The organism is Bacteroidia bacterium (assembly GCA_025056095.1).
GTDB lineage: Bacteria > Bacteroidota > Bacteroidia > JANWVE01 > JANWVE01 > JANWVE01.
The window spans coordinates 1-12,584 of record JANWVW010000068.1 but is presented as its reverse complement, the minus strand read 5'-3'; the positions used below and the strand labels follow the sequence as shown (position 1 = coordinate 12,584).

11 protein-coding genes are annotated in these 12,584 nt (G+C 35.7%); 8 read left to right on the top strand and 3 right to left on the bottom strand.

Features of this window, described 5'->3' with window-relative positions; genetic code table 11:
• The first annotated feature begins 250 nt into the window (after positions 1–250).
• The 3 genes from NZ519_06880 to NZ519_06870 are packed head-to-tail and all read left to right on the top strand — an operon-like array spanning position 251 to position 3,163.
• Complete coding sequence (locus tag NZ519_06880; protein ID MCS7028477.1) at positions 251–1,477, top strand: hypothetical protein; 1,227 nt, start codon at positions 251–253, stop codon at positions 1,475–1,477.
• Positions 1,474–2,013: an OmpA family protein gene (locus tag NZ519_06875; GenBank protein ID MCS7028476.1), complete on the top strand. Its 540-nt coding sequence runs from the start codon at positions 1,474–1,476 to the stop codon at positions 2,011–2,013. The genes NZ519_06880 and NZ519_06875 overlap by 4 nt, the downstream gene beginning before the upstream one ends.
• A gap of 37 nt (positions 2,014–2,050) precedes the next feature.
• Complete coding sequence (locus NZ519_06870) at positions 2,051–3,163, top strand: putative CRISPR-associated protein (protein ID MCS7028475.1); 1,113 nt, start codon at positions 2,051–2,053, stop codon at positions 3,161–3,163.
• 19 nt (positions 3,164–3,182) lie between these two features.
• Here the strand turns inward: NZ519_06870 and NZ519_06865 are convergent, their stop codons facing one another.
• Positions 3,183–4,034, bottom strand: coding sequence for an aminotransferase class IV (locus NZ519_06865; GenBank protein ID MCS7028474.1), 852 nt, complete (start codon positions 4,032–4,034; stop codon positions 3,183–3,185).
• Between the two features lie 2 nt (positions 4,035–4,036).
• Positions 4,037–5,155, bottom strand: coding sequence for a mechanosensitive ion channel family protein (locus NZ519_06860; protein MCS7028473.1), 1,119 nt, complete (start codon positions 5,153–5,155; stop codon positions 4,037–4,039).
• Positions 5,156–5,210: 55 nt separating this feature from the next.
• Between NZ519_06860 and NZ519_06855 the strand changes: the two genes are divergently transcribed.
• From NZ519_06855 to NZ519_06845, 3 genes are all read left to right on the top strand, one after another.
• Positions 5,211–6,398, top strand: a complete 1,188-nt coding sequence (locus NZ519_06855) for an amidohydrolase family protein (protein MCS7028472.1) — start codon at positions 5,211–5,213, stop codon at positions 6,396–6,398.
• A 35-nt stretch (positions 6,399–6,433) separates the two neighbouring features.
• Positions 6,434–7,297 carry a transketolase gene (locus NZ519_06850; protein MCS7028471.1) on the top strand — a complete coding sequence of 288 codons (864 nt, stop codon included), beginning with the start codon at positions 6,434–6,436 and terminating at the stop codon, positions 7,295–7,297.
• Positions 7,298–7,471: 174 nt separating this feature from the next.
• Complete coding sequence (locus tag NZ519_06845; GenBank protein ID MCS7028470.1) at positions 7,472–8,626, top strand: DUF4856 domain-containing protein; 1,155 nt, start codon at positions 7,472–7,474, stop codon at positions 8,624–8,626.
• Here the strand turns inward: NZ519_06845 and NZ519_06840 are convergent.
• The gene (locus NZ519_06840) at positions 8,592–8,753 is read right to left on the bottom strand and encodes a hypothetical protein (protein MCS7028469.1); all 162 of its coding nucleotides are present in this window, start codon (positions 8,751–8,753) and stop codon (positions 8,592–8,594) included. The two genes, NZ519_06845 and NZ519_06840, sit on opposite strands and share 35 nt — an antisense overlap.
• Positions 8,754–8,969: 216 nt before the next feature.
• Here NZ519_06840 and NZ519_06835 point away from each other — a divergent pair, with 216 nt between their 5' ends.
• Both NZ519_06835 and NZ519_06830 read left to right on the top strand, forming a co-directional pair.
• The gene (locus NZ519_06835; protein MCS7028468.1) at positions 8,970–11,876 is read left to right on the top strand and encodes a DEAD/DEAH box helicase family protein; all 2,907 of its coding nucleotides are present in this window, start codon (positions 8,970–8,972) and stop codon (positions 11,874–11,876) included.
• Between the two features lie 82 nt (positions 11,877–11,958).
• Positions 11,959–12,584 (top strand): site-specific DNA-methyltransferase (locus NZ519_06830; protein ID MCS7028467.1); only part of this gene is annotated, 626 nt, incomplete at its 3' end.

The following is a 12,584-nucleotide window of genomic DNA, read 5'->3' as shown; positions in this document are numbered from 1 at the left end:
TAAACAAGGTAAAGACATGATTGCACAGGTTATTTGCGTGAGGGGCATGGAGCATGCCGTTAGGCAGTGCGAAGCGTTAGCGAAGCACCGAAGCGAAAGCGTAGTGCGGAATGCCCCGACCCTTGCGTCAGCAAGGGACACGCCCAAAATGAAAAAAATTTTTTAGACCTAACATAACTTTATGCAAATTTATTTTTGGCAAATTGATAAACTTGACTAAATTTGTACTTGTAAATTAACTTGTTGCTTTATGGGCTTGGGAAAAAAAATCATAGACTTTATTGCACCTCCAATCAAACAAAAAGTTCCTAAGCAGCAAACTACACAACCTCCCAACCCCCAAAATGACCCTCCAAAAAAGAAACCTAAAATAGGCGTACAAGAAATTCAAGAAATAGAACATGAGGTAATAGAGAGTAAAATCAATACTCCAACTGAATCGCATACTACTGATATCCCTGTCATGGAAGTAGAAGAATATACTCCCCAAAAAGAAAGCGAAACCCCTACCTCATCTCAACAAACTACATCCGTAGAAACAGAACCAACTGCTTTACCTTACGAAGCTTTTGAAGCAACAATTGAAGACCTAGAAACTAAACAATCATCATCCACAGAAGATCTAGATGCTGTTATTGAAAACATTACCTCACAATCTCTTGCCAATGATACTTTACTAAATCAGACTGCGTTTGAGGATACTACTGCTGAAAACACATTACCATTAGAGAACTACCAAGAGGACAAGGATAACTTAACAGATTACACCTACAGCACAATCTCCGAAGAAGTAGAAGCGGTCAATTCCGAAAACAGTGCATCTACTCTAATTAGTACTTCCGAAAGTACAGCCAATTTTTATACCCAAGAGCAAGTAAATGAAACACAAAAAGTTGAAAATGAATTGATTGCAGAAAATCAAGAAGTATCTACCGAAAAATTTATCTCTTTTGATAATGAAAAATCTATAACTTTGCCCACTGATACAAATATGCAGACAGAATTATCCAGCCTAGACTACCAGCCCGCAGACATACAAAAAATTATTGAGGAAATTACTTTGCAAGCACCCGCCATGAACGCGTTGCTCAAAAATGCCGTTAGGACAATTATGCAACGCAGAGGTATACAAGAGATTACGTCAGAAACTCTTCCACTTATCAAAGATGATTTAAGTTTGGTATTAGAAGCTTCGGGCAGCAACATTAGTACTATGGTTGGAGATGTGCTGCATATTAAAAAGGTTGTCAACGATAAGATAAATCAACGAAGAGAACAAATTAACCAATACAAAAATGAACTTACCCAAAAAATAAGTGAGCTATTAGCCCAAGTACGAAAATTAGAAGGCGAAGTCAATAAGTTGGATAATGTTATTTATACAGACATGGAAGAGCTAAATAAAATCAACAAAACTTTGGACACTTACCAAATGCTTTTAGCCAGTATCTCTGAACAAAAGTTTAACTTTGAGTGAAATACCCAAACTACATGAGCGAAGAAGAATATGAAGAAATTATCGTAGGAAGGGACTACAGTCGAATAGCTTATTTTCTGCTTGCAGCAGGTCTTGTCAGTGGAGGTATTTATTTGTACAAAAACTTTAAACCCATACGTACAGAAAAAAGAATTATTACAGAAACAATAAAAAAAGAATTGGTTACTCGGCGCATAGACTCGGCAGAAAAAGAGCTGCCTTACAAGCAACAAATTGTAGTGTATTTTGGATACAATCAGTACATTTTATCAGCAAGGGAAAGAAAGAAATTAGATAATTTACCCGAAGTAATTAAAGAAATTGCTGTATATGGCTATGCAGATAGCGATGGCAGTGAGGAGTACAATAAAAAGCTTTCTTTGAAGCGAATAGAACACACTTTGCAGACTATCATAAAAAAGCATCCAAACTTGAAGAACATTGACATTTCCCCTATGGGCGAAAAAGAATTAATCATAGAAGAAGGAAGAGAAAATAAAGCTAAATCTCGCAGAGTAGAAATAAAAGTTAGGTAACAAGTATAAGTAAATGAGAAACACTTTGATTTGTACTGTGGGAACAAGCCTTTTTGAAGGTAACTTAAAAAAGCTTTCAGAAGGCAATTTAGATCTTCCTGAAAATTGGCAGTCTATCAAAAGTGAATTTGATAAGCAAAATTGGGATGGATTAGCCAAAGAGCTGCTGAAAGTAGAACCCAGTGAGCGTATTTGCGGCGCAGAAATCAATACCATAGAAGAAATTAAAAAGAAAAAGTGGATTGAGTTAAAAAATATCATTTTGCTTGTTTCTGATACAGAATTAGGCAAAAACACGGGAATTGTACTCAAAAAATACCTTGAAAGTAGAGAGGATTTAAGGTTAAAACATGTAGAATTCAAGGCAGTGGAGCAACTTCAAGATCAGCAACCTAAAATTTTCAAAATGAAAGGATTGAGAAATTTAGTCAAGGAAATTGGTGATTACGTGTATCGTTATAGTCATGAAAATGTTGCTATAGATGCCACAGGGGGCTATAAAGCTCAAATTGCCATTGCAGTGTTAATAGGACAAGCCCTTAACCTTCCTGTTTACTATAAGCATGAGCGATTTTCTGAAATTATTGACTTTCCCCCACTACCTATTTCTTTGGATTATGACATACTTGGACAAAATTCAGATATACTGACTGATTTTGAACGCGGAAAAGTCTACACTGCGACTGAACTCAAAAACTTTGATGAAAAATTAAGAGTATTTTTGAATGAGGTTGAAGTAGATAATGAAACTCTTTTTGAACTCAATCCCATAGGACAAATTTACTTGACTTCATTCAGGCTTCGTTTTCAAAAAAATTTTACTCTTAAATCTCTTGATGATACTCAAAGAAAAGAACCTACTTTTGCAAGTACACATCATTATCCCACAGGATTTAAAGAGTTTGTACAAAAGGTTTGGAGAGAAAATAAATGGATTAAGACCTGCTGGAGTTTAGATTACAGCGGGCAAAGAGCTATTAAGGGTATAGGTTTCTCGGTTAAATTATACAAAGGTAAAAATATCATTCTAGGAACTTACGAAGACAGAAACAACTTTTGCGGAAAATTTCAAGTAGTGTTATCCGATGAAAGCAATGATCATCTAAACTGGGCAGTGGATGAATTGAATCAAAAGTATAGAAACACATAGTCAATCTACTAAATTCATTCTAAGCAATAGAATTCAAAAAGGTATGTATTTGTCTGATTATCTTGTGGGATACGTCAAAGTGTTTGTCTATACCTTTACAAAACGATATAGGTGTGATGCCTCGTATTACGTTAGTAGTAAATAAGGCTTGAATTTGGTCAAGTTCACTTACCTTAAAAGCACGCTCTTTGACATTAAAGTGCCGTATGAGTACTTTGCGCAATACGCCTTCTAAACAACCTGCTTTAATTGAAGGAGTGAAAATTTGATTGTCTACAATGTAAAATAAATTACTATGAGTAGTTTCAACCATTTCTTGCTCTGCATTTATTAAGATAGCATCTGATACTTTATTTTGCTGCGCATATATCGATGCAAGCACGTAGGGCAAGCGTTGTAGTGTTTTGATAGTACTTAGCACAGAGTAATAGAGAGAAATTTTGTCATATACAACTGCACTTTTAGGCTGTAAAAGGTAGCTGTCAGGCAGCAGCTCTGTGCAAAGAATACAAACCTCACTTGAATGAGCTTGAAGAGCAAAATTTGTTTCTGCTCTAAACACAAGTATCTTTACCTTTGCGGGCTGCTGGATATTATTTCGTTGTATTAGTTCCAAAATAGTTTGTTGTAGTGCGTTTTTGTCATTGAGAATAGGCTGTGGAATAAGTTGCAGCGTTTGAATACCTTTTTTTAATCGTTCAAAGTGCAAATCCCAAAATAGAATGGTATTTTTTTGTACGCGTAAGGTTTCAAAAATACCATCGGCGTAGTTAGCATTACGGGCAAAAGCAGAAAATAAAGGCTGCTGTGCAGAAATCCAGTTGCCATTGTACCATAACAGAGCGTCTTTGAATAAGTTTTGAGAATTCATAGTTACATTCGAGCAACGGCAAATTTTGCCCCATTTTTAAGTACAATATCAGTTATTTTGAGTAGAATATCTTCATGAGTAGTTGTACCATGAAGATAATCAATGTTGGTTAAGTAGTAAATAATTTGCATTTCAAAACCAAACTGACCAAAATCATGCAAATGGACATACATTTCAGGGTCTAAGCGTTCATCTTGCTTTAGCATTTCTAATACTTGGGTTTTAATAGCTTTTATTTGTGCGGGGGTTGTATCATATTGAAGGCGCAGCGTATAAAAGCCCCTTCTATGTGTCCTTTTTGAAAAATTGACAACTTCTACGCCCGTTAAAGCTCTGTTAGGTACTACGTAAAGTGTTCTATCTAATCCTCTAATTTTAGTGCTTCTAAATCCAATTTGTTCTACAAAACCTTCGTTTGCCCCATATTTAATAAAATCTCCTACTTGAAAAGGCTTGTCAAATACAATAACCAGAGAGCTAATAAAGTTTCCTATGGTTTCTTGTGCGCCCAAAGCAATAGCAATACCACCTATTCCTACTCCTGTTAGAATATTACTTACGTTCAAGTGAAATACATTTCCCAGTAAAAAAATTATCGTAAAGGTATAAATAAGTACTTTGGTAACTTGGTATAATAAGGGTACAATTTGGTCATCAGTACGAGATTGGGTTTTTTTTACGTGCATACTAATTATAAAAGCAATCGCGTTAGCTATAGCGGAGAGCATCCGAGCAATGCTGATAACAAATAAAGTTTTAATTACGTATCCTAATATTTCAAAAAATCCAATGTAGGGTTTGTATATTTTTTCCCCTTTGGCATTTGTAAGCCATTCACCGCCGGCTTGCCACTCCTTAGGTACCTGATAAAAATGATAGCATAGCCATAAACCTAAAAAGAAAATAAAGTAATAGATAGGTCTGCGAGTGATGCTATCTACTTTTTCATCATCTATTTCATAGCCTTTTTTGACAAGATAAGTTTCAAAAAGTTTTTTGATGAATGTGGCAATTTTTTTACGTAAAAAAATGGAAACAGACAAAATAATTCCGATTAAGATGTAGTTACCTACTGTATTTCCCCAATAGGTTTGCTGAAAAAAACCAAAAAATTCTTTCATGTGTGCAAAATTAAGAAAATAGCCCATAGCACTTAAAAACTTGTATTTTTGCTGTATGCAAACCATTAGCGCGGATTATATTTACGTAGGAAATGGAGAAGTACTTAAAAACTATGCTATTCAGGTTGATGAAAAAGGAGTAATAAGGGCTATTTTAAGTCCACAAGAATGCAGTGAAAGAAATATACAGCCTACTTTTTACCCAGGATCGCTATGCCCTGGATTTGTCAATGCACATTGTCATTTGGAACTTTCTCACCTTAAAGGTAAAATTCGTAAGAATCTTGGATTGAATGCGTTTCTTGATGCTCTTATTCCTTTACAAAAATATGCACCTTCGGAGCAGGAGATTGCTAAGGCTATCGTTGAAATGGCTAAGCAAGGTATTGTAGCCGTAGGCGATATCAGCAACACTAAGCACACATTTAGAATAAAAGAAAAGTTGACTACACTTCACATTCACACATTTGTTGAAAGTTTTGGATTGCACCCCGATAAAGCCCAAGAACGTTTCCTTCAAGCTTTGACACTATTTCATGAATTAAAATCCGAACATAAAAGCTTAACGCCGCATGCACCTTATTCTGTAAGTTTGCCCTTACTCAAAGATATTTTGGACTATGCTTGTGGAGAGCGGCATATTTTATCTTATCATCTGTTAGAAAGTGATACAGAGCGAGAACTCTTTGAAAAAAGAGAAGGCAAAATGTATCAAAGACTGTTAGAATGGTTTGGTGACTTATCTTTTTTTGAACCTAAAACTAACAATCCTGTTCAAGAATGGATTGTACATTTTCCGTTTGACTCTGCTTATCCCAAAAGCATGATTCACATATTATTTGTACATAATACATATCTCAATGAAAACGAACTAAACGCTATACTGGAGCATTTTGAAAAACCTTATTTTGTGCTTTGTCCAAATGCTAATTTATATATTGAAAACCGCTTACCTGATGTAGACATGTTTGTCAAGTATAAAGTTAAAGTATGTGTAGGTACAGACAGTTTGGCAAGTAATGACCAATTAAGTATTTTAGCAGAGTTGCAAACGTTGCAGCAATATTTTCCTCATTTAGACTTGAATAGACTCATCGTTTGGGCAACCTTAAACGGAGCAGAAGCGCTGTATATTGAAGACAAGTTTGGTAGTCTTGAGGTAGGTAAACAGCCAGGTATTCTTTGGCTAAAAAATACCACTACTCATCTGACGGAAAAAAGTGAAGTACAAAGACTTTTCTAAAATTCAAGCTACAAGTTTTTTAGTAGTTTTGTTGCATGAACTATTTTTCTCCTATTGAGGATGTAAAGGAGTTAGAAAAAATTACATTTCAAGTACGTAGAGATATTGTGAGAATGGTACATGGTGCTGCATCGGGACATCCTGGGGGCTCATTAGGTTGTACAGACATTTTAGTGTGCTTATTTTTTAACATTATGCGCCATCAGCCCAAGCCTTTTGTAATGGAAGGAAAATTTGAGGATGTGTTTTATCTTTCAAATGGGCATATTTCGCCTGTGTTGTACAGCGTGTTAGCTCGTACAGGATATTTTCCTATTTCAGAGTTAGCTACGTTTAGAAAAATTAACAGCCGTTTGCAAGGGCATCCTGCTACCAAAGAAGGATTAGAAGGCATTCGTGTAGCCACAGGTTCATTAGGACAAGGTTTCTCGGTAGCTATTGGACATGCACTAGGTAAAAAGTTAGACAATGACCCCACTTTTGTTTATGTTATGCTTGGCGATGGCGAAATTCAAGAAGGACAAATTTGGGAAGCTGCAGCTTTTGCAGCGCATCACAAAGTAGACAACCTTATAGGGATTATAGATGTTAATGGACAACAAATTGACGGGCGCACAGAAGAAGTAATGAACAATAGAGATATAAAAGCTAAATTTGAATCCTTTGGATGGCAAGTATTACAAATGAATGGGCATGATATACCTCAAATTTTGGATACTTTTAGAAAAGCCAAAAGCTTATGCGGTAAAGGGATTCCCACTATTATTTTGGCACACACTATTATGGGAAAGGGCGTAGATTTTATGGAAGGAACGCATAAATGGCATGGTGTAGCCCCAAATGACGCTCAACTAGCTCAAGCGCTTATGCAGCTACCAGAAACACTTGGAGATTACTAACTTACTCTTAGTTAGCAAATTACTCTCAATCTCTTTTTGAACCTTGAACTTGTTCAAAATCAGCTTATTTTAAAGTAGTTGCCTTGCTGATACCACCCGAAAGCAAGTTTTTATTATTTAGATTTTGTCTAAATAAAAATTATTTTATATGTTTGCACCAAAACCAAAACCAATATGCGAGTCATCATTCAAAAGCACAACTTCCTGTTTGTGCTAACCATTATGGTAGTAATTGGGCTAAGTGCATGTAGAAAAAAAGACAAAGACGAGGACAAGCCCACCTTGCAAGTTCCCTCAAACTATGATGGGACAAACTTTGCTACAAACAGTGCCGCCACAAAAGCAATTGCAGACCAGTTAGTAGCATTAGTCAACAAGGCTAAAGAAGGAAGAGATAGCACAAAAACTGTTGCAAAATCTGCTTTGGATAATCTCTTCAATGCAGGAACAGTTTCATTAGCTTCAATTACCACTCCTTATTACAAGAACCGCTTGGATGCTCCTACGGGATGGTTCAATGACCTTGCGCAGGCATCAGGTTCAGGCTATACACCAGGTAGTTTTGTAGATCAAGGAGGTGTGTACGGAGGCTACCTTTTTGATGAAAACGGACTTGAAATTGAACAGTTAATTGAAAAAGGATTATTTGGGGCAGCCTTATACCATTATGCGGTACAGTTGCTTGGTAATAATCCTAACTTAGCTACTGTAGATCAAGTTCTTGTACTTTACGGTGCTAAACCTGCTTTTGCAAATTCAGGTTCTACTAACGTACCTGTGGAAAATAGAGATATGTTCATGGCAAACTATGCAGCTCGCCGCAGCGATATAAATGACAATAATAGCTTGTATATTCAGCTTAAAAATCAATTTATTCGTTTGCAGGCAGCTATCAAGCAAGGCAGTCAATTCGATAGTGATAAAAATGATGCTATTGCCAAAATAAAATCCCTTTGGGAAAGAGTAAATGCAGCTACAATTATTAACTACTGTCACAGCGCAACTTCTACACTGAGCGCAACCAGTCCAACTAATGCTCAAAAAGCCGCAGCTTTGCATGCTATTGGGGAAGCAATTGGCTTTATGCATGGATACAGGACTATTCCCCAAGAACACAAAAAAATCACGGATGCTCAGATTGATGAGGTTTTGACCTTATTGAATGCACCTCATAATGCTACTCCTACTGTGTATACTTTTGTTACTGATGCAGTCAATCAAGTGCCTAAATTGCAGCAAGTTATTGATAAACTCAAAACCATATACGGCTTTACAAATGCGGAGATTGAGAGTTTCAAGAAAAATTGGGTAGTAGAACAGAATAGATAATTTTTTTGGGCGTGTCCTTGCCCACACTTTGCTGCGCTGGTGTGGGCAAGGTCGGCGTGCTACGGGCTACGCTTTCGCTTCGGTGCTTCGCTTCGCTACGCACTGGGCTAACGCCCACCCTCCGCATGCCTCACGCAACAACACAGCAACCGCCCTAAACTCACCCATTCAAATTTTTAACTTTGTAAGTACCTAAAAATGAGCCTTAAACAAAGATGATTAACAAAACAAGATATAAATTTTATTAAATTAGAGTTAGAGCAAAAAGTAATGAAAAAATTTTTTTAGATACAAGCATTAAATTTTATCTTTGCGATAGGAAAATTTAAGTAACAAACAACAAATGGTGATAAAAACAGAAACAAAACAGTTTCAATACGAAATTCAATCTTACCAAGAAGAGTGTGTCAGTAATATTATCAGTATTTTTGAACAACTACGTCAAGGGACAGATTTTTGTAAAGTACTGGAAGAGCACCATAAAAAGCATCATTACAACTTTCCGATTCACGATACTAAAAACATTGATATTATGATGGAAACGGGAACAGGGAAAACGTTCACGTTTATTAAAACCATTTTTGAACTTTGTAAAAATTTTGGGTATAAAAAATTTATCATTCTTGTCCCATCCGTAGCTATTCGTGAAGGGACGAAAACGCATTTAGAAGACACTAAAGATTACTTCAAAAGCTTATACGCCAATGAGAAAGAAAAAGAGATAGAAACTTTTGTGTATGAAGGAGGAAACGTTTCTGCTATAAATCAATTTATCAATGCTTCCCACTTATCGGTTTTGGTGATGACACCGAGTTCTTTTAGACACAAAGAGAATATATTAAACCGTCCGCTGGAAAAAGAAATGTATGCTCCCAATCTGTTTGAAAAAAATGAAAATCCCCCCAAAAGCTATCTGGAATGCTTAAAGCGCCTGAATCCTATTGTGATTATGGATGAACCCCATCGTTTTGATGGGGACGCTTTTAAGCAGTATTTTGAAGGATTTGACAATTATTACCTGCGTTTTGGTGCAACGTTTCCCAATAAAAAAGATAGCATAAAATTATCCAATGTTGCGTATGTATTAGATAGCATTTCATCTTTTAGAAAAAGCTTAGTGAAAAAAATTGTGGTTTATACCCAAGATGTGGTTGAAAACACCGACACTCTGATTGGGATAGAAAATAAAAAAGCCATTGTAAATACACTAACGAATGGAATTATTATCAGACGTGAGTTAGGCGTTGGTTCAGTTTTTAACGGTAAAAGTATTAAGAAAATCAACAAAGATTGTATTGTTTTGTCGGATGATACGATAGAGAGAGTGGATTATTCGCTATCGGATGAATCTCTACGGGCAATGATTAAAGAAACAATTAAAATTCACTTTGAAAAAGAACAAAAACTTTTTGAACAAGGTATTAAAGCCCTTTCGCTATTTTTTATGCCCAATGATATTTCTTTATACCGTGGAGAAAATCCAAAGATTAAAAATATTTTTGAAGAAGAATACAAGGCTAAAAGAGATGAAGTAATTAACAGACTGGATAAAACAAGCGCTTACTATCAATATTTGCAAAACGATTTTGACAGCGAAGGCAACTTACAAGTCCATAAAGGTTATTTTTCGGGTGATAAAGGAAATATAGATGAAAAAATTAAAGCAGGTGTTGATGAAATTCTCAAAGACAAAAAGAAACTTCTCTCGTTTGAAAGTCCAACTCGTTTTATTTTCTCTATCTGGGCTTTGCAGGAAGGCTGGGACAACCCGAATGTATTTACCATTTGCAAATTGTCAAACCAAGGCAGTGATATATCCAAACTACAGCAAATTGGAAGAGGTTTGCGTATTTGTGTAGATCAAAATTTACAACGCAAAACACTTAAAAACCTAAATAATGATCAAGAAAAATTTTGGAAAATTAATAACCTGGATGTAGTAGTATCTAGCAAAGAGCAGGGCTTTGTAGAAGCTATACAGAATGAAATTTTAAGCAATTCGTTCCTAATAACAAAAACATTTACAGAACAAGATCTTAAAAAATTGCTTAAAGAGAAAGGAGGCTTTGATGACCAAACAGTACGTAATATTTATAGAACAATGGAAGATAGCGGAATGATTATTTTCAAAGCTACCGTTGATGGTGTTGATGTTTTTGAAAGATCTCCTAATTTTGCAACCATACTCAGAACACTAAATCTACCCGAAGAGCAAATTAAAGCTATTGAAAGCCTGTTTGCAACCGATGCTAATCTGTACGTTCAGAAAGCCGAGAAAAGGAAAGAAAAAAAGAAAGTTTTTATCAAACCAACACACTTACAAGAGTTTCAAAAACTTTGGAACACTATCAACAAAAATGCTTTTTATGTTTTAGAAAGTTTAAGCCCAGAACAAGAAAACCAACTGATACAAAACATCAAAGCAGAAATTGAAACCCTCAATATTGAACAAATACTGTTACAAACCAAACGTGCAGAGCTTAATGTAAATAGAATTGACAAACAAGGGGCTATTACCGTAACACTCACCGACACGGTTACCTACAAAAGCAAAGTGGACTATCTTGAATTAGTTCGTGCTTTGTCTAACAATACCAAAACGCCACTTTCGTTTGTGGTAAAAGTGTTTAATGCTTTAAGCGATAATTTTAAGAAAAATATGCTTTGCAATAACCCCCAACAAGCACAAAAAGAAATTTCTGAAATCATTAAGAAAAACTTAATTGCTATGCTTAAAGCAAACATTAAGTATGATGGCATCAATGGAGAAGTATTACCTAATATTTTTAGGACTAAAAATAGTAAAATCTATCTCGAAACAGGAAGCACTGGAAAATTCCAAAAGGAAATTTCGGGCGACTTTTCGTTAAAAACCAAGTGGGTATTTGAAGAGGTAATTGAATACGACAGCGATTTTGAACTGGAAATTGTGGAACAAGACCCTGATATAGAAAGCATTGAAATTTTTGGCAAACTACCTCGCCTTAACATCAAAACGCCTTTAGGTGATTACAATCCCGACTTCTGCTATGCCATAAAAACTACCAATGGTAATAAAGTTTATCTTGTAGTTGAAGCCAAGGGCTATCAGTCGCATACGGCAATACCCGAAGATGAAAAAGCCAAAATTGATTTTGCTAAAAAATATTTTGAAGCATTGTCTAAGTATTATGAAAACCAAAATATCAAAATTTCATTTAAAGAACGAATCAACAGAACTCAATTAGCATCATTAATAAGAGAGGAGTAAAATTATGAGCAAGCAAGATTTTATAAATGCCGGTTTTCAGGTAATAGATCCTGAAAGCAAAGAAAATAAGCTTTTAAAGTTCTTGAAAGAAAACTATCCTTCGGTTATAAAGGACAATGAAATTAACCTGCAAGAGCTAAAAGCTATATTAGGGCTTCCTGTTGATGAGAAAGTAAATGGTTACGGTTTAAACTTTGTAGGGCGTAATGTGGCAAGGGCAAAGTACGCTCAAAAAACCGATAAAGAGCTTAAGCTCAACACTGCCATGAGTAAGAACATTGATACTACGCAAAACTTAGTGCTCAAAGGTGATAACCTCGATTGCTTGAAAATCTTAAAAAACTATTACAGTGGTAAAATAAAGTGCATTTACATAGACCCACCCTACAATACCGATAGTGATGAATTTGTGTATCCCGATAAATTTGACAAAGAAGAAGCCGAAGTGCTGGGTTTGGCAAACTTAAGCGAAGACGACTTTGCCCGCATGGAGTTTGCCTTTAAAACCAAAAAAAGCCACAACGGCTGGCTTACCTTTATGTATCCCCGACTGCTACTTGCAAGAGATTTACTTAGCGATGATGGGGTGATTTTTATTAGCATTGATGATAATGAACAAGCAAACTTGAAATTGCTTTGCGATGAGATGTTTGGGGAGGAGAATTTTAGAAACAATATTATTTGGGCTTATAGAACAGGAGGGGCACC

Bases quoted from the DNA above. Each gene is read 5' to 3' on its own strand.
- NZ519_06880 (MCS7028477.1), top strand. From the start codon at position 251: ATGGGCTTGGGAAAAAAAATCATAGACTTTATTGCACCTCCAATCAAA.
- NZ519_06865 (MCS7028474.1), bottom strand. From the start codon at position 4,034: ATGAATTCTCAAAACTTATTCAAAGACGCTCTGTTATGGTACAATGGC.
- NZ519_06860 (MCS7028473.1), bottom strand. From the start codon at position 5,155: ATGAAAGAATTTTTTGGTTTTTTTCAGCAAACCTATTGGGGAAATACA.
- NZ519_06855 (MCS7028472.1), top strand. From the start codon at position 5,211: ATGCAAACCATTAGCGCGGATTATATTTACGTAGGAAATGGAGAAGTA.
- NZ519_06850 (MCS7028471.1), top strand. From the start codon at position 6,434: ATGAACTATTTTTCTCCTATTGAGGATGTAAAGGAGTTAGAAAAAATT.
- NZ519_06845 (MCS7028470.1), top strand. From the start codon at position 7,472: ATGCGAGTCATCATTCAAAAGCACAACTTCCTGTTTGTGCTAACCATT.
- NZ519_06840 (MCS7028469.1), bottom strand. From the start codon at position 8,753: ATGCGGAGGGTGGGCGTTAGCCCAGTGCGTAGCGAAGCGAAGCACCGA.
- NZ519_06835 (MCS7028468.1), top strand. From the start codon at position 8,970: ATGGTGATAAAAACAGAAACAAAACAGTTTCAATACGAAATTCAATCT.